Here is a 17,891-nt window from a genome sequence, read left to right as displayed (position 1 = left end):
GGATTCGCGCCTCAGGACTCAGCGCAACGCGTTGCGCTGAGTCCTGAGGCTGTTGCAATGAAAATGAGAATCAAGGATCCTCTGAATAGCATGGAGAGTTAGCGCACGTCCCATTTATATCATCTACTGCCGCTAAATATAGTTTTACTTTATTACGAAGACCTTTACGATCAAGCGAATCAACCAAACGATCAATCTGATCACCGTTCGACGGATCAACATTGACTCTTAAGATGACATCAAAGTACGCACTAGCCCTTTTTACGTTATCAATAATACGGTTGAACGTATCGCCGCCAGAAGGAAGACATCTTCTTCGATTGTGTATCTCAGGCGGACCATCGACAGTTACCTGAACGTGCGTAACCCCATTTTTTGCAAGCAACTCCGCCGTTTTCCCATCTAAGAAATAGCCATTGGTCACCATGCTGGCGTTAAATAAGATTTCATCACTTCGGATTCCGCGCGTAATCTTCTCCACCGTCTCAATCGCCAATAAAGGCTCGCCGCCATACCAGGCAATCTGCAAACTTTCCGCCTGATTGTCTATAACCATGCCATTGATATGCTTTATTACCTGATCGACACATCGGTCGCTCATTGAGCCATAACGCTTGCCGTTCTCATAACAATACGGACATCTGAAGTTACAATTCAATGTCGGGGCTATCGTAAATGAAAGTGATTTTGATTGCATGCGACAGGCCAACGATATCTCTTTTAAATGTTCGATCTCGTCAAGTCCGTCGGGAACCAACAACCCCGCGTCCGTCAAATTATCGACAATCTCCGAAGGGCAATTAGCTCCATTCTCAAAAAGCCCCCTTCTCGTATTCTGCATCCAACGCAACGATTGCACCAGAGTACGAGTTATATGCCAGCGTAGGTTGATTCCCTTTATCGATTACATTAAAGCGAGACTGTTTCATTTCTACTCCGTTGCATATTTCAATATTTCAACCTGCCATTAGGAGTAATTCCAGCCACAAAATTTGGTAATGCAGATCCTCAGGCCACACGGTCCTCCCCCTGAATAACTCCAACAAATATGTGCTGCACAGGACACACACGTAGAAATATCTCGAGACGAAGCAGGCATCTGAGTATTCACTGGCTTTTGAATATATTCCATCGGAGCTCCTAGCTAACGTGTATACCGCAATGTTGAAATGCGCGGCAATTCCCGCCCGTGTACACGGCACACATCCCCCAGGGATTACAGCGCCCTTGACATTTTGCGCCCTGACAAGGACACCAACTTGATAGCAAAGCAATATCGTTAGGTGTTTGAGTTGGCTGTATCCAATCCACAATGGCTCCTTTCTCGTTCTAGGCCTAGTTATACTTTGGTCAAAAAGTCAAAAGCTGTTTGATAACTTTTTGTACTAGATGAAACAATTTGTTTGCCTTGTTTAACATTATTTAATTTACACTTAGACTGATTTAAAATTCAACCTAAGGAAATTCTGGTGAATGTTGTTCAGCTGCAGTATTTCATAAAGGTATTTGATTATCAGAATTACTCGGATGCAGCAACTATATTAAGCGTTTCGCCGCAAGCTGTTTCAAAAGGCATTCGAGCATTGGAATCTGAACTTGGTCTGAAGCTGTTCGAAAAAAGAGGCAGTATTCTACATCTAACAAACTATGGAGAGGAAATCCTTCCTATAGCATTAGATGTACTAGCTTCAGTTGAGGGAATTCAAGCGTATGCGCAAATCACGCGTGAAAAGATAAAAATAACCCAGACACGTTTGACACGCGTTGCAGTCGGACTAGCACCAATACTCGCAAGCTGGTTCAACCAGCCCACACTGAACAGGCTTTCGAAAAAGTATAAGGGCGGTAAGTTTACTGTTTCCAGATATGACGACGGCGGAACGTGTTTATCCCTTCTACTTGACAGACAAATCGACATTGCAATTGTCGCTGGACAAGTAGACACCAATCTTTTTGAATCACATTTTTTATTGAATGCCGAAGTCAACCTCTTAGTTGAAAGCAGTCACCCATTAGCCAGTCGCGCAACGGCAAATCTAAACGCGGTGGCTCGATATCCAATTGCAAACACCTGTGACATTCGATATTGTCGAAAGAGAATAAACTCAGTATTTAACCATCTGGGCCTTTCCCCTTCCTACGAGAATATTAACTTAGCAGACCAGCAAAATTTGTCCGATTTTCTGATTAATAAGCATGGGATTATTCTGACCATGGCCTCACAAGCGTCTCAAATCAGGATAGGCTATCCAGCAAAAATCGTTTGCCTAAGCGAACAAGACAGAATATCAATCCCTTTTTACTGCGTTTCAAATTCAAACGATACCCAAGCGCAGACTCATCACGCGATAAGCTGCATTCAACTTGAGGCACGCCGGCTCTCTCGATGTTTAAAAAGCGCTGAAAGAGGAGACCTTTCCAGCTGAATATGACGGGCATGCTAATTCCATGCAAAGCAGCAACGTATTCCGCCAGAACAGAAACGTGGGTCAGCCCATGTTTTTTGAAGTTTTCCGAGAGAAAACAACGAGGACCTGACAGACTCTTGCCAAATCAGTGACCCACTCACCACCCGCAAGCCTGTGCCCCACTTCCGAAATAAACGGCTCTGTCCCACCTTCTCAGCGGGTTGAGCCGAGCACTGACCGCACCATTCATTGTCTGCAGCGCCCTAGACCAAGCCAGAGAAAGATGGCGCGGCGACAGCCAGATGGCCGCCACCGCACCTCACACGCTATTTCGGCAAGCCGCTGTTAGCGTCGGAATAATTTAGCTACTTCACACCGCGTCCCAGGCGCTCAGCGACCGACGCCACGGCACTCTCGTCGACCGAGCCGCAGCTCACGCAGCCATCGTGGGCACGCATCTGGCCGGTGACCTCGTCCATCGCGAGCGGCGCCACCTTCTCGAGCTTAAAGCCCTTGCCGGCGCGCATGTTTTCCTTGGCCACGCTGATCATGAGCTTAATGCGGTTGAGCTGGTTGACCTCGGATGCACCGGGGTCGTAGTCCACCGCGACGATATTGCTCTCGGGGTGCTGACGGCGCAGCTCCTTGATCACGGCCTTGCCCACCACGTGGTTGGGCAGGCACGCAAAGGGCTGCGTGCAGATGATGTTGGGCGCACCGTGATCGATCAGGTCGAGCATCTCGGCCGTGAGCAGCCAGCCCTCGCCCATGTTGTTGCACACCGAAAGCACCGTGCGGGCCTTATCGGCCATGGTGCCGATGCGCTCGGGCGCCTCGAAGCGGCGGGACTTCTCGAGCATCTCCTCCACCGGCGTACGCATCCAGTCCACGAGTTTGATGAGCGCCTGCATACCAGCGCGCGTGGTAGCAGAGCTACCCAGCTCATCCTTCTGCAGCTCGGCGTTGCTCATGGAGTACAGGAAGAAGTCGAGCAGACCCGGTACTACGGCCTCGCAGCCCTCGCGCTCGATCACGTCGACCACATGGTTGTTAGCCGTGGGATGGAACTTGACCAGGATCTCGCCGACCACGCCCACGCGCGGCTTGGTGCCCTCGCCCACGAGCGGCATGGTGTCGAACGCGCGGATGGCCTCGCGGCACAGCTTGGTGTAGTTGTGGCGGTTGAACTTGGGCGCCAGCTTGCGGGCGCGCGCCATGTACTCCTCGTAGAGTGCGTTGGCGGCACCGGGCGTGGCCTCGTACGGGCGGCAACGATAGAGCATCTGCATCATGACGTCACCAAAGAGCACTGCGTAGACTGCCTGCTTAAGCAGTGCCGGCGTAATCTTAAAGCCGGGGTTGTCCTCACCGAGCGCCACGGCCGAAAGCGAGATCACCGGGATCTCGGGGTGGCCGCTCTCGCGCAGGGCCTTGCGGATGAGTGCGATGTAGTTGGTGGCACGGCAGCCGCCGCCGGTCTGGCTGATAACCACGGCCGTCTTGGACAGGTCGTACCGACCGCTCTCGATGGCCTCCATAATCTGGCCCGTCACCAGGATCGACGGATAGCAAATGTCATTGTTCACGTAGCGCAGGCCAGCCTCGACGGCATCGTGGTCGGTCGAGGGCAGCAGCTCCAAGTTGTAGCCGGCACCGCGGAACACCTCTTTGACCAGGTCAAAGTGAATCGGCGCCATCTGCGGGCACAGGATGGTGTAGCCCTCCTCGCGCATCTGCTCGGTAAAGGGCACCTTGGGCCACGCGGTCGAAGCACTCTCACGCTGCGCCTCAAACGTGTACTTGCGGCTCGCGAACGCGGGGGCATCCGTGGAGGGCGCCACCGGCGCGGCATCGCCTTGCTCGTAGGCCTCGCCCGCGGCCGTGGCATCGGCCAGGCGCTCGGCCTCCTGGTCCTTGAGCGCTGCCATGAGCGAGCGGATGCGGATGCGCGCGGCACCCAGGTTAGACACCTCGTCGATCTTAAGCACGGTGTAGATCTTGCCGCTGGCTTCCAGAATCTCCTGCACCTGATCGGTGGTCAGAGCGTCCAGGCCGCAGCCGAAGGAATTGAGCTGGATCAGGTCCAGGTCGTTGCGCATCGTCACAAAACGGGCGACGGCGTACAGGCGGCTGTGGTACATCCACTGGTCGACGACGCGAATCGGACGCTCGGGCTTTACCAGATGCGCAAGCGAATCCTCGGTAAAGACCGCAAAGCCAAAGCTCGAGATAAGTTCGGGCAGGGCGTGGTTGATCTCGGGGTCGTTATGGTAGGGACGACCGGCGAGCACGATGCCGTGACCGCCATGGTCCTCGACCCACTTAAGAGCCTCCTCGCCCATGGTCTGGATGTCCTCGTGGAAACGCGCATCGGCCTCAAAGGCAGCGTTGACGGCGGCATCGACCTCGGAGCGCGTGATCTTGGGACCGCGCACGCGACCGCAACCGGTCTCAGCATCGGCCACGCGGTCGACGGCGAGCACCTGGTACAGACGGCGCTTAAGCTCGGTCTTATCGTGATAGGGCACAAACGGGTACAGGAACTCGATGTTCTGCTCGCGAATCTCGTCAATATTGAGCGCCAACGCCGTGGGGTAGCTCATGACAATGGGGCAGTTGTAACAGTTGCCGGCGGTCGGATCCTCCTTGCGCTCCCAGCGCACGCACGGCATCCAAATGAAGTCGACATCGCGGTCGATGAGGTTCATCACGTGGCCGTGGCTCATCTTGGCCGGATAGCACACGCTCTCGGACGGCATGGACTCGATGCCCGCCTGGTAAGTCTTTTTGCTCGACTGGTCGGACAGCTGCACGCTAAAGCCCAGGCGCGTAAAGAACGCATGCCAGAAGGGGTAGTTCTCGTACATGTTGAGCGCGCGCGGGATGCCGACGGTGCCGCGCGGGGCCTCGTCGGGGCTCAGGATCTCGCGGTTAAAGAGCAGCTCGTTTTTCTTTTTGAAGAGGTTGGGGGCCTCAGTCTTCTGCTTTTTGTGGCCAGCGCCCTTCTCGCAGCGGTTGCCGGTAATGAAGCGCCTGCCGCCGCCAAAGTCGTTGACGGTAAGCTGGCAGTTGTTAGAGCAACGGCCGCAGCGGACATGCTTTTGCGTCACGGTGAGGTGCGCGATGTCCTCGGCAGAAAGAATGGTCGAAGTGCCGTCGGCACCGGCGCGATCGCGGGCGAGCAGGGCCGCACCGTAGGCGCCCATGCAGCCGGCAATGTCGGGACGCACGGCATGCACGCCGGTGAGCTGCTCAAATGCGCGCAGTGTGGCGTCGGACATAAAGGTGCCGCCCTGAACGATCACCTGGCTGCCGATCTCCTTGGGATCGCGCAGCTTAATAACCTTGAACAGGGCATTCTTGATGACGGAATAGGACAGGCCGGCCGCGATGTCGCCCACCGTGGCGCCTTCCTTTTGCGCCTGCTTGACGCGCGAGTTCATAAAGACCGTGCAGCGGCTGCCCAGGTCGACCGGGGCCTTGGCATGGATGGCGGCGTCGGCGAACGCGCACACGTCCATGTTCATAGAGACGGCGAAGCTCTCGATAAAGCTACCGCAACCCGACGAGCAGGCCTCGTTGAGCATGATGTGCTCGATAACGCCGTCCTTGACGCGCAGGCACTTCATGTCTTGGCCGCCGATGTCCAGGATGAACTCGACGCCGGGCAGGAATGCCTTGGCGCCGCGCAGGTGCGCAACGGTCTCGATCTCGCCGGAGTCGGCCTTGAGCGCCTCGATGAGCAGCGCCTCGCCGTAGCCCGTAGTGGTCACGTGGCCGATGGTGCAGCCGGCGGGGATGTGGTTGTAGAAATCGGCCATGATGACCTTGGCCGTGCCCAGGATGTCACCGTTGTTGTTGCCGTACCAGGTGTGCAGCAGCTGGCCGTCCTCGCCCACGAGCGCGGCCTTCATGGTGGTGGAACCGGCGTCGATGCCGATGAACACGCGGCCGGTGTAGCCTTCGAGCTTGCCCTTGGGGACGACTTCCTGGTCGTGGCGGGTCTTGAACTCAGCAAAGTCCTCGTCGTTGGCAAAGAGCGGATCCAGACGCTCGACCTCGGCACCTTGTGTGTCACCCAGGGCATCGATGGCCTCGATGAGCTGCGGGAACGTGCTGAGCTTGTTGGACTCGTGCGCCATGGCGGCGCCGCTCGCCACAAACAGGTGAGCGTTTTGGGGCACAATGCGGTGCTCCTCGTCCAGGTTGAGCGTGAGGTAGAAGCGGTGGCGCAGCTCGGAGAGGTACTGCAGCGGGCCGCCCAGGAAGGCGACGTTGCCGCGGATGGGACGGCCGCAAGCCAGGCCCGAGATGGTCTGGGTCACGACAGCCTGGAAGATGGAGGCGGCCACGTCCTCGGGGCGGGCGCCCTCGTTGAGCAGCGGCTGGACGTCGGTCTTGGCAAAGACGCCGCAGCGGCTGGCGATGGGATAGATGGTGGTGGCGTTGGCCGCGAGCTCGTTGAGGCCGCTCGCGTCGGTGTGCAGCAGGGTTGCCATCTGGTCGATGAACGCGCCCGTACCGCCGGCGCAGGTGCCGTTCATGCGCTGCTCGATGCCGTTGTCGAAGTAGATGATCTTGGCGTCCTCGCCGCCCAGCTCGATGGCGACATCGGTGGCCGGGATAAGGGTCTCGACGGCGCGTTTGCTGGCAATGACCTCCTGGACAAACTCCAGGTCGAGCCATTGGGAAAGCAGCAGGCCGCCCGAGCCGGTAATGGCGCAGGTCATCTGGGCCGTCGGCAGCACGGTCGCAGCACCCTCGAACAAGTCGCGGGCGCAGGCGCGGACGTCGGTGTGGTGGCGCTGGTACTTGGCGTAGACGATCTGGTTGTCGTCGTTGAGCACGGCGAGCTTAACGGTAGTGGAGCCCACGTCGATGCCCAAATGCAGGTTGCCACGAGCGTTCTCGGGGTTGAAGATCGCGCCTTCGGGGGCGTGGGCGGCGGTGGCGACTGCGGGCTCGGTGGCAGTGGCGAGCTCGCTAGCGACGGACGTCTCCCTTGCCGCGTTCTTGGCATCGGCAACTGCCTCGGCAACTTTCTCGGCAGCCGCGGTCGCGGCCTTCTGCGCGGCATCCACCACGGTGGGCGCGGCCTCGCGTGCAGCAGCGACCATGCGGTCCTTGATGCCCTCGACGAGTTTGCTCATTGTCTCTCCTCTTAGTTGTTGGACTCGACGGTTGCGGCGGTGTCGGCCGTGTCCTCGAGCTGCAAGTTCAATAGCTTCATGCCGTATTCTGGCACGTTGATATCGATGGGTTGGCCATACAGGTCACCAGGGCGCACAAAAGCGAGCACCGTCATAATGCGCGCCATGGCCTCGGGCGATTCGGTGAGTCCGCGCTCAAACCAGCGCTGAATCATGCCGACCTCGGCACTCACGACGTAGGTGACGTAGTAGTCAAAGAACGTGCCCAGCGCCAGGCCCAAAATGCCCGTCTGCGCACGCGGCACCACAGCCTCACGCGCGGTATCGATAATCCTTTTAATGAAGGCCTGGTCGCCGCCCGGACCCAGCAGCGCACCGATTAAGTCGCGGTTGGCCGCAAGATAACGCAGCAGCTCAACCGAACCGGGCGCCGGCTCGAGCTCATCGATGTTGTGATAGAGATCGGGTAGTTGAGCTGCGGTGATGAGCTCAATGCGCTCACGGATCTCGGCCAGCAAGCCGTCCTCGATTTGATTGATAAAGTCGGGAATATCGCGGTAGTGCGAATAGAACGTGCGGCGCGTAAGGCCGGCGCGTTCGGTGAGCGACGCGACATTAATGCGTGAAAGGTCGCCGCTTTCGGCAAGCTCGCTGGCAAGTGCCTGGCGAAGGGCACGCTGCGAGCGAAGGGACCGGCGATCGCATTTCTCGAGCTGGGACAAGCGTCCTCCTTGTTACTCAACCTGTGCGCTATTGCACAGTGCGAGTATTATTGCACACCGTGTGCATCAACACGTAAAGGCAATATTTTTGATGTGACAAATGGCAGTCCTTTTGTCACATTCCATTCTCTCCTGGTCCCGTTAATGGGACCGACGGCCTCCACACCTGTTGCATCATGCCGGTAACAATCGACAAGGAGGCCGACATGAACAATCAGGCAAGCGATGGCATCACCGATGCCGGCAAAGACCTCGTCCTCAGCTGCATCAAAAGCCAAGAGCTGCGAGACCACATGCGCAAATACTTATACCGGCCGGCGCCAATCATCGCCGGCTCTCTTAAGACGCTTGATGAAAAGCGCACCATGCTCGAGCAACTCCGCAAGGAGGTTTCGCCGGAGCTGTTCGAAGATATCGACTCCCATCTCGCCCAGCTCAACAGCGTACTCGATATGCTCCACAACATCGAGCGTGACCGCGGAATCCTCCTACTGCACGTCATGTTCTACAACGAGGAGGAGCGCGACGCCGACGCCCTCGACGGTCCCTTCCCCACCGCATCGTGGGACGCCGCGCAAACGCTCATGAAGCGCTACATCGAAGAGTATCCTGACGACGACTGGTCCGAATCGTACTGGAAGATCAATCTCTACACCTCGGAAGACCTGCACGAGCATCAAACGGCGCAGCCCTCCCTGTCGTTTGCGGCAACCAAGGATGGCGAGCTCATATTCCTCCGCGATCTGCGCAATCACCGCACTCGCAGATCGCATGTCGAAAGCGCCTGGCGAAACGATAGCAGGCGGTTCTGCGCGAACAACGAGCCCGTCTACACGCCGTGGGTACCGGGCGACATCCTCAAAATCGACGGTCGGCCTTTCGACCACGGGCCTCGCTTTGCCATTGTGCTCGAAAACGACTACGAGCACACGCTCCGAGGACAGATCTGGTGTGCAGGCCCCAGCAAATATCACGGCGTTAAGGAGGGTTCGCTTTCATCCGGCACCTTCAGCGACAGTCTCTTGGACCCCTTCATCCCCTCTGCCCTCTACACCGCCGAGCGCTACACCGGCGACCTGCCGGACGACTGCGCTTTTATGCTCGAACTTTCGCAGAAGCTGCACGACAACCCTGACTACGGCAAGCAGTGGTCCGAAGGCTCGGTCGGACACGATTGCCTGCAGCCGCACCGCAAGCATACCAGCCAAAGTGAGCTGGATATTCGTCCGGACATCTTTGAGTTTTTGGACTCGCGCAGCATTAAGGAGCATCTTCAACGAATCAACTACAAGCTCACCACGCCCGTAGCAGCTTTCATTGTCAATTGCTCGCATAAAGCGACGCTGCAGCAAAAGCTCGAAGGCTGGCAAAAGATTATCGACAATATGCCCAATTGCACCATGAGCCGCAGAAATGACACGGTCAACATCCCGGACTTCCATGCCTTTCTGCGCAATGTCATCAGACAGGAGCAAAGAAAGCTCGCACGCTTTAAAAGGACGGACGGTCAAAGCCTGTATTTCTTTGAGGACTACTCGTGGGACCGGCGCGGGCAGGGCGGCTGTCTTTACGGCCCGTACAGCAGCTATCAAAAGTGCTTCGATGCAATCTGGAAAGAGCTCGACGGTGACGATCCCAAAGCCATCAGGATCACTCGTCGTCCCATCGACCCAGACGAAGACCACTATGCCGACGACATGGTCTTACTTAATGCGAACGGCGAAGTAATGTCTTGCGATTACCGCAACAAAAGCGAGTGGGACGAGGCGGGCACCGCCAGCGATTTCGAGGACATGTGGTTTGATATCCCGACGCCTTTCCATGCCGGAGACATCGTCTGCAACCTCCAACGCCCCGACGAGCCGATGGTGCTGTTTGACCTGCAAACTTGGGGATCCGAACGAGCCGACAAGGAGCTGGCCTCCTCCGTCTACAAAGAGCGCCTCGTTCAAAAGGCCGACAAGCTATTGCGCTGGCACCGATATGACGGCGACGCCAGCGACATGTACGTCTACGGCTGCCAAGTCTCATCCGCCTTGCATTTCCCCTTCTACATTGGTGAGCCTGAGGGCTTTCTTTTGGACATCGACTATTACCGCAAGCCGCTCAAGTCAGGGGAGCGAATCCTTTACGGCGTCAGGGCATATGTCAAAGGCGACCTGGCGGTTGACTCACTCGCCGCGATGGCCAGCGCAAACGAGCTACAAGCGCTAGCGGAGAAAAAGGTCCGCGGCTTCGAGGATGCAGACGGTTGGCTCAAGGACCGCTACCCGGAGCTGTTCGATGCGACGATAGACCCTTTGCTAAAGGGAGATAATACCGGTTGCTAGGATTAAGGGGTCGACGCCCTAGCGGCGGCGACCCCTTCTGTTACGCTTCGATATGCCGTTTATCGGCACGTCAGCGGTACCATTCCTCCAAATTGCGCGACCATGCGTATTCCCAAGTGATTTCTGCGGGAGGTTCGGCGATTTGAAGATAGGCCTCCCACATGAGCATGGCTATTTTCTTGAACGGAAGAAATCCGCACGCTCCGCCGAACGCGGGAACCACGATTCGCTGACGCGAAGTTCGCATTGCCTCTATAAGCGTTGTCCTCATGCATTGATAGACAACCAAAGAGTCAACGATGGGAGTGGGGACCCGCATGGTCGGAGTGTGTATGAGCAGAATGTCCTCGTGCCCGGGAATTGGAACTGAAAAGCTCGTACCAACCGGCTGCTCTCCGTAAAACCGCTCCATAATAACCGTTCGCACTCGTTCGGCAAGCTCCGGTCCATACTTATCGGTTATCGCTAGGTCGTAATTGCCATCCATCAAGCCATATGAGTTCGCCGGCGATACGACGGCATCGATTTCAGGCTGCTGTTCGACAAACGCCTTAAAATCACAGCAATGCACCGCAATGCCTCTGTAGCCCCTAAATGTGTCCTCCCAGGCCTCCGCCATACCGGCGCTATTCGTCACAAGATCCAGCATCATATTCTCCATGGCAATCCTTTCAGTACGCGCACACCCATGTACCAGTGCATTTCCAGAAGTATGTTTGACGTGAGATTCATATCAGACCCGTTAATGGGACTAAAAATCACAACCTCTGGTAGATGCTAACGGCAACGACCGAATTGGAGGTTGCTATGGACAGCCAAGCAGATACCGTGATCACCGATGCCGGCAGGGAGCTCGTTTGCAGTTGCATCAAGGACGATGAGCTGCGTGCTCATATGTTCAAACACATGGGAATGGCAGATGGCTCCCTCTGTAAAATCATCGGCGGCTCCCTCAAGACGCTCGCCGAAAAACGGACCATGCTCGAGCAGCTTCGCAAAGAGGTCTCATCGGATTACGCCGAGGCGATCGACTCCGGCCTCGAACAACTCGACACTGCACTCGATATGCTTTACAACGTTGACCGTGACCGCGGTATCTTGCTAGTCTCCGGCATGTTTTACAGTGAAGATGAGCGCGGGCACGACACCTTTGACGGCCCCTTCCCCGTTGCCTCATGGGAAGCTGCGCAAACCCTCATGAAGCAATGCGTCGATGACGACCCCGATGAAGATTGGTCCGAATCATTCTGGCAGATTAAGCTCTATACCGCCGAAGACTTACACGACCGTCCGCGCGCTCAAGCCTCGCTGATATTCGCCGCGACCATGACGGGCGATTTGGTCTTTTTGAGCGACCGCCGGAATCAGCGGACTCCGCATCAAAGCATCGATCACTTGCCGTGGAACAATAGCAAGCACTTCTGTGCCAATGGTGAGGTCTTCTACACTCCCTGGTCCCCCGGCGACATCATCAAGATCGATAGTCGGCCCTTCGACCACGGTCCCCGTTTCGCCATCGTGCTCGAAGACGACTACGATAGTTCGTTCAAAGGCCAGGTTTGGTGCGCCTATCCGAGCAAAATCTACGGCGTTGAGGAAGGCAATCTCCGCTTGAGGGATTTCACGGACGGCTTCCTCGACGACTTCACACCCTCTGCGCTCTACACCGCCGAACGCTATACCGGCGAATTGCCCGATGATTGCTCCTTTATGCTCGAACTCTCGAAAAAGCTGCACGATGACCCCAGCTACGGCAAACAATGGTCGGACGGATCGTTCGTACACGATTGCCTGCAGCCATACCGCACATCGGCCGGCGCCGGCGCCAACGCCATACGTTCGGACATTCTCGAGTTTCTCGACTCACCCGACATCAAGGAACACTTAAAGGACATCAGCTACGAGCCCACCACACCCGAGGCGGCGTTCATCGTCGACCGTTCGAGCGAAAAGACGCTGCAACAGAAGATCGAGGCCTGGCAAAAGATTCTCGAAAACATGCCCAATTGTGCGATGAGCAGGCGATACGGCACGTTCAATATCCCCAACTTCCATGTCTTTCTCCGCGACGTCATCAAATGGGAACGCAAGATAATTGCCCAGTTCAAACAGCCTGGCAAGCACATGTATTTCTTTGAGGACAAGACGGGAAGTCCCCATGAGAGCGGGTGCAATTATGGCCCCTACACCAGCTACGAAAAATGTTTCGAGGCAATCTGGAATGAGCTTGAGGAGGAGAATCCTACCTCGATTGAAGTAACACGCCGCCCGATCGATCCGGACGAAGACTACTATGCCGCCGATAAGCTCATGCTCGACGCAAATGGCAAGGTCATGGATTGCCAGCTGCGTTGCATCGACAAAGAACGCGAGGGCGAAGACCCCACTTTCGCTTTTGAGTTGATGTGGTTTGACATCCCGACGCCATTCCACGCCGGCGACATCATTTGTCGTCACGGCGACCCTGGCGACCCCATGCTGCTCCTCAATATGCAGACATGGACCACACAGCGGGTCATAGACGAGCTTCCGCCTTCCACCTACAGGGAGGGCGCTGCAAAAAAGGCCGATGACCTGCTCAGGCACCATCGGCAAAATGGCGATACGAGCGACATGTACGCCTACGGCTGTCAGATTGAATATCCCCTGGAGTACCCCGTCTATATCGGAGAGCCGAGTTGTTTTCTTCTCGATATGGAATACTGCCGTACCCCGCTCAAGCCGGAGGCGAGAATTCTGTACGGCGTGCGGGCATATCTCGACGGCAATCTGGGTCTTGACTCACTTATTGCGCTATCAAGTCTTTTCGAGCCGCAGGCGCTGGTCAAGAAAAAAGCCGAGCGGCTTGAAGGGGAAGACGGCTGGCTCAAGACCCGCTATCCGGAGCTGTTCGATGACACGATAGCCCCGCCGGCACGATTCAAAACAAAGAGGAGCTAGCCATGGACATCTTGGATTTCGTCGACTCCCGGGACATTCGGGAGCACCTGCGTAGCATCGATTTTCGGCCTAGCACCGTCGAAGCCGCCTATCTCGTTTGGTTTTCGAAGACCGCTACGCTCGAGCATAAGTGCGAAGCCTGGCAGGAGATCGCCCGAACCATGCCCAATTGTTCGCTGGAGGCAACCCATGCCGGTCTTGGAAGGCCGGCCATCCCTGATTTCCATGCCTTCTTGCGCTGGACAATCGATTACAACAAACGGTGCGTCGATGCGTTTACGAGTGGGACGGGCTACGTTTATCAGTATGAAGAGGAGATTGTGCCCGACGGGCAACTTTGCGGGGCCTTCGGCGCGCCATTCAGCTGTTATGAGAAATGTGCCGAGGCGTTGCGCGGTGATGATGAACTGGCGAGCCGTCCAGAGGCACGCGCACGCATCACCCGGTGCCCGCTCGATATCGATGAAGCTCATCGCCGGGAAGATTGGCTCATGGTGAACGGCAAAGGCGAGGTTCTTTCCGTCTATTGTCCTTCCGCCGGCCCCGTTGAGAACGATTGGGAGATCGCATTCGAGTTCATCTGGGTCGATATCCCCACGCCGTTTCACACCGGCGACATCGTCTGGACGCCGCAAGGCAGTGCCCGTGAGCCGTTCACGTTGTTCGATCTGTCCACGTGGGACCGGACAAAGCTTGAGGCAGAGCTTCGGCAGGCAGACCGTTCTGACGAATGGCTTGATCATGCGCAGCAACGCCTCGAGCACTATCGCCATGCAGGGGATATCAGCAACATGCGTGCCACTGGCTGCTCGATTACCTACAACGAGACGTTTCCCCTCTACATCGGCGAGCCAGACCCGCTTTACCTGAATCTTGAGTACTACCGCAAGCCGCTCAAAAACGAGCAGCGGATTTTAGTCGCAGCCCAGGCCTACCTGCGCGGCGACCTGTATGTCGACTCACTTGTAGCGTTTATTGACACCATAAGGATGGAATCCAAGGCCAGGCGCAACCTAGAAGAGCTGCGTCTTGATCAGGCGCCGCTCAAAGAAAAGTATCCGCAGTTATTTGAATAGAGGTCGTCATGTCCGAATCCACGAGGGGCTACGCCGATAACCCGGAGACTATCGTGCACAAAGAAATAATCAACCTGATCGAATCTCCGGAGCTGCGAGAGCATTTGCTGCATAATCCGCAGCTCCTGAGTGGTGATCATTACACGCAAATCATCGGTGGCGCGTCGATAGAAATCAACCGCAAACGGGAGATGCTCAGCAGGCTGGTTGCTGCCGAGCGCAGCTCGTCAGGCGAAACCTTTGATTGGTACGGACCAGAGATTTGTACCGACTACATCGATGATTGCCTGAACGCGCTAAAGGCCGTCGACGGAAACAGGAAAGTGCTGCTTATTAGCGAAATTAGCTTTGTCGACGACGAAGTGGGATCCGCCATCACGCATGGCCCCTTCCCCGTAGCATCGTGGCAGGCCGCCCTTACGGCAATGAAGGCATACGCGGACAAGTGGAGCGAAATGACAGATCTATCGTCCTCATACTGGATGATCGAGCTGTTCAACCTTGTCAACGACCCGAGCTGTTCATATCCATACGACGGCTTTCTGCAGCCGGACTACACTTACTACGCGAACGCCTCCGGTGAAATCCAGTACATCTGCAGGGAAGAAGAGGGCGAATGTGGCGAGGTGCTCGACTGCATTGTGGGTGGAATCTTTGGCCCGTGGTTCAAGGGGGCATATGTCGACCTGCCCACGCCGTACAGAAAGGGCGACATTCTTGAGATCGACTGCCGGCCATGGGCGCCGGGACCTTGCTATTGCCTGGTGGCAAACTCGAAATTGGACTGTCTGTATCTTGATGGCAATGGGCAGATCAGCTGTGGATCAATCCCCTACGGCAGCTGTTTTGCCGGATGGGCACACACGAACCTGATGCTGTCGCCTGTGTTCAGAGCGAGAAAAGCAACGCAACCTTTGCCGGAAGAATACGCGACCCTGCAAACGGTCGAGCTGGACAGGATAGAAGGCTTGCTAGAAGAGTGCACCGGCAATAAGGAGAGGGGGCCGGTTTGTCTGGACATATATCGGCATCGCGCACGCTGACGGACACCAGAGATGGACTATAGCGACCCTCAATAACTGGTTTTGTTCGCGCTCTTCAAGCGGTGCTCCAACCCTCATTGTCACGAGAAGAGCCGCACCCAGCCCAGGCACGGCTCTAGTAAAAATATCCAAACAGCTTGATTAATAATGGCCATACCTTAAGCCTGCCCAAGCCAGTACTTAATATCGCGCTTAAGCGGCGTCTTTCCCATTAATCAATCGAACGTTGAACTTACTTGACGATTTTCTTCATTTCCTTCTTGGCATCGTCAAGACGGCGACCCTTGAAGTAGTACCAAATAAGCCTATCAACCTCCTGAAAGCCAATGCTATCTTCAACCGGTTTGATCGTCAGAGAGAAATCTGACGGAGACTCATACGAAAATTCATTCGAATGCTCGCCTCGCCAGAGGTTAATGCCATCGCATACACTTCTATACAGCTCACGGTACTTCCGGTAACCCAAAGGCGAATCGTCATTGACATAATCCGAAATCAACTTTTTCAGCTTTGAATAGCTCATATTTTCGATATCAGTCCGATCGGAATAGGCCCAAATATAATAAGGGAGAACCTCCCCGACAACGGAATCGTAGATACAATACCTATCCCTAAGCCCGCTTTTTATACATGTGTGATGACAGAATTTCGATGCAAATGAAATATTGTTTTTCTTAAAGTCGGTGAGACCCTCATCACGCAAATGATTCTCAGCATATCGAGCGATAAGATACACCGCCTCGGCGTCTCCGCGCTCATTTCCGCCATTCGGATCGTCCTTCAAGGCTTCTATTAATTTATCTTTGTTTTTGATAATCTCACGAGCGGTTAACGCTGCACCACCGGTCAGCACCCATTTAGGCTTCCGACTACTAGAACTATTTCCCTTTTCAGAACTCTCTATGTATTTTTCCTCAAGTTGAGGAATATCAATTTCTGGGTCAACGTTCTTGATTTCGCCAGCTTTGACTGCATCGCTATATCTCTTTCCCAGCACCGCTAAGTGTGTTGAGTTCACTTTATTGGTGTAGTAAACAGCCTGTTTAATAGCATCCTCATCGCCGCCAAGAACGTCGCTATACATTTTGCCAATCAATGTTTCGTCTGCTATGTCATAAGACGAATTGTGATCAATCATGGTCTGAACAAATCGGATATTCTTGTCACTAAAAACCGGGAATCCATTCTGGTCCAGGTCAAACAAATATGGATTGGCAGCTCGCTTTACCCCATCGTCCTCTTCCGTCACCGGATTAAAAAGTATCTCTTGACGACCCATGTGGACTCCTTCCCAGAGCTGTTCAGTCATGGCGTTGATAGTCACAACACCTTATATTGATGGTAATTCCTGGCGCACTCAGAAGTATCTTTTTGGCAGATGAACGGTTACTTTCTGCTGGCAGACGCGTTGCTGGCCGAGCAGTCGTTATTGGCTATGACCTCAACCGAAGACTCGTGCGCAGAAAGGTTCCGTGCCATCGGTGCTCATACGGACCAGGACATCTACATTGCAGTGGGTCTCCGCGAATGTTGCGTCGTCCTCTCGGCCCTCCGCCGCAAAGCATCCTGCCAGGATGGCGGATGTCGGGCCGAGCATGTTGCGCAAGTCACGCAGGACAGCGTTTACCGGGCGGTTGTCATCGAGCATCTCGAGTCCGTCGATTACGACCACGATGTTCTCTAGTACTGCCCTATTCCACGTCTGGTCGCCGAGTAACCAGCTCGTTAAAAGGTCCATGGTCAAGTTATCCTCGACAAAGATGCCCAGGTTGCGCTGCTTAAGTCGCATCGTTGCGCGGATTGTCTCAACCTGTTGTTCCTCAGGATCCTCTGACACCTTGTCATCCATCTCGGCACGAATAAGCCGGGCAATCGCATCCTCTTCACGCTCCCGAATCGGCACGTAAAGCACGGCGCACTGCTCACTCAGGCGCAGCACCGCGTGTGCCAGCACGTTCGAAACGTCTTCATGCGCACCGCCAATCACGCTGAGCTTGCCCAGCCCAACGCCGCCACCCAGTGCGTCATCGACCGACATGCCGGCTTTCAACAAGCGCGGAGCTACGAACAGTGACGTTTCCACACCACGGTCGAGTCCAGAAGCCAGTCGATTGCGAAACCCGCTGAGGTCAAAAGCCTCGTCATCACGCTCTCCACGATTCCCGCCACACCGATTCGCGGACGGCGGCATCACGCCCGAGAAGCTCAGCATCTCGTCCATG

11 protein-coding genes are annotated in these 17,891 nt (G+C 55.6%); 5 read left to right on the top strand and 6 right to left on the bottom strand.

What is annotated here, in order from left to right; all coding sequences use genetic code 11:
- Positions 1 to 70 precede the first annotated feature (70 nt).
- Positions 71 to 709: a radical SAM protein gene (locus ACEXKH_RS05700; RefSeq protein ID WP_373573412.1), complete on the bottom strand. Its 639-nt coding sequence runs from the start codon at positions 707 to 709 to the stop codon at positions 71 to 73.
- 760 nt (positions 710 to 1,469) lie between these two features.
- On the opposite strand from ACEXKH_RS05700, the gene ACEXKH_RS05695 reads away from it, so the two are divergent.
- Positions 1,470 to 2,426, top strand: coding sequence for a LysR family transcriptional regulator (locus ACEXKH_RS05695; RefSeq protein WP_373573411.1), 957 nt, complete (start codon positions 1,470 to 1,472; stop codon positions 2,424 to 2,426).
- A 347-nt stretch (positions 2,427 to 2,773) separates the two neighbouring features.
- Here the strand turns inward: ACEXKH_RS05695 and ACEXKH_RS05690 are convergent, their stop codons facing one another.
- Entirely contained in the window at positions 2,774 to 7,558 is a 4,785-nt protein-coding gene (locus ACEXKH_RS05690; protein WP_373573410.1) for an acyl-CoA dehydratase activase-related protein, read from the bottom strand.
- 11 nt (positions 7,559 to 7,569) lie between these two features.
- Positions 7,570 to 8,280, bottom strand: coding sequence for a TetR/AcrR family transcriptional regulator (locus ACEXKH_RS05685; protein ID WP_373573409.1), 711 nt, complete (start codon positions 8,278 to 8,280; stop codon positions 7,570 to 7,572).
- 206 nt (positions 8,281 to 8,486) lie between these two features.
- On the opposite strand from ACEXKH_RS05685, the gene ACEXKH_RS05680 reads away from it, so the two are divergent.
- On the top strand, positions 8,487 to 10,610 hold the full coding sequence (locus tag ACEXKH_RS05680) for a hypothetical protein (RefSeq protein ID WP_373573408.1): 2,124 nt from the start codon (positions 8,487 to 8,489) through the stop codon (positions 10,608 to 10,610).
- 70 nt (positions 10,611 to 10,680) lie between these two features.
- Here the strand turns inward: ACEXKH_RS05680 and ACEXKH_RS05675 are convergent, their stop codons facing one another.
- The gene (locus ACEXKH_RS05675) at positions 10,681 to 11,271 is read right to left on the bottom strand and encodes a macro domain-containing protein (protein ID WP_373573407.1); all 591 of its coding nucleotides are present in this window, start codon (positions 11,269 to 11,271) and stop codon (positions 10,681 to 10,683) included.
- A gap of 146 nt (positions 11,272 to 11,417) precedes the next feature.
- Between ACEXKH_RS05675 and ACEXKH_RS05670 the strand changes: the two genes are divergently transcribed.
- The 3 genes from ACEXKH_RS05670 to ACEXKH_RS05660 are packed head-to-tail and all read left to right on the top strand — an operon-like array spanning position 11,418 to position 15,669.
- Entirely contained in the window at positions 11,418 to 13,550 is a 2,133-nt protein-coding gene (locus ACEXKH_RS05670) for a hypothetical protein (RefSeq protein ID WP_373573406.1), read from the top strand.
- A 2-nt stretch (positions 13,551 to 13,552) separates the two neighbouring features.
- Positions 13,553 to 14,626, top strand: coding sequence for a hypothetical protein (locus tag ACEXKH_RS05665; protein WP_373573405.1), 1,074 nt, complete (start codon positions 13,553 to 13,555; stop codon positions 14,624 to 14,626).
- Between the two features lie 8 nt (positions 14,627 to 14,634).
- Positions 14,635 to 15,669 carry a hypothetical protein gene (locus ACEXKH_RS05660; protein WP_373573404.1) on the top strand — a complete coding sequence of 345 codons (1,035 nt, stop codon included), beginning with the start codon at positions 14,635 to 14,637 and terminating at the stop codon, positions 15,667 to 15,669.
- A gap of 232 nt (positions 15,670 to 15,901) precedes the next feature.
- Here the strand turns inward: ACEXKH_RS05660 and ACEXKH_RS05655 are convergent, their stop codons facing one another.
- Together ACEXKH_RS05655 and ACEXKH_RS05650 are read right to left on the bottom strand one after the other, a co-directional pair.
- Positions 15,902 to 16,948 carry a hypothetical protein gene (locus tag ACEXKH_RS05655; RefSeq protein ID WP_373573403.1) on the bottom strand — a complete coding sequence of 349 codons (1,047 nt, stop codon included), beginning with the start codon at positions 16,946 to 16,948 and terminating at the stop codon, positions 15,902 to 15,904.
- Positions 16,949 to 17,110: 162 nt separating this feature from the next.
- Positions 17,111 to 17,890: a hypothetical protein gene (locus tag ACEXKH_RS05650; RefSeq protein WP_373573402.1), complete on the bottom strand. Its 780-nt coding sequence runs from the start codon at positions 17,888 to 17,890 to the stop codon at positions 17,111 to 17,113.
- Between the last annotated feature and the right edge of the window lies 1 nt (position 17,891).

This window comes from Collinsella aerofaciens ATCC 25986 (genome assembly GCF_964259375.1).
GTDB classification, from domain to species: Bacteria; Actinomycetota; Coriobacteriia; order Coriobacteriales; family Coriobacteriaceae; genus Collinsella; species Collinsella aerofaciens_BO.
The sequence above is the reverse complement of the archived record's forward strand: the minus strand, read 5'-3'. Positions and strand labels throughout refer to the sequence as shown.

Excerpts from the sequence above, each read along its gene's own strand:
- ACEXKH_RS05690 (WP_373573410.1), bottom strand. The coding sequence starts at position 7,558 with ATGAGCAAACTCGTCGAGGGCATCAAGGACCGCATGGTCGCTGCTGCA.
- ACEXKH_RS05680 (WP_373573408.1), top strand. The coding sequence starts at position 8,487 with ATGAACAATCAGGCAAGCGATGGCATCACCGATGCCGGCAAAGACCTC.
- ACEXKH_RS05675 (WP_373573407.1), bottom strand. The coding sequence starts at position 11,271 with ATGGAGAATATGATGCTGGATCTTGTGACGAATAGCGCCGGTATGGCG.
- ACEXKH_RS05670 (WP_373573406.1), top strand. The coding sequence starts at position 11,418 with ATGGACAGCCAAGCAGATACCGTGATCACCGATGCCGGCAGGGAGCTC.
- ACEXKH_RS05665 (WP_373573405.1), top strand. The coding sequence starts at position 13,553 with ATGGACATCTTGGATTTCGTCGACTCCCGGGACATTCGGGAGCACCTG.
- ACEXKH_RS05660 (WP_373573404.1), top strand. The coding sequence starts at position 14,635 with ATGTCCGAATCCACGAGGGGCTACGCCGATAACCCGGAGACTATCGTG.
- ACEXKH_RS05655 (WP_373573403.1), bottom strand. The coding sequence starts at position 16,948 with ATGGGTCGTCAAGAGATACTTTTTAATCCGGTGACGGAAGAGGACGAT.
- ACEXKH_RS05650 (WP_373573402.1), bottom strand. The coding sequence starts at position 17,890 with ATGGACGAGATGCTGAGCTTCTCGGGCGTGATGCCGCCGTCCGCGAAT.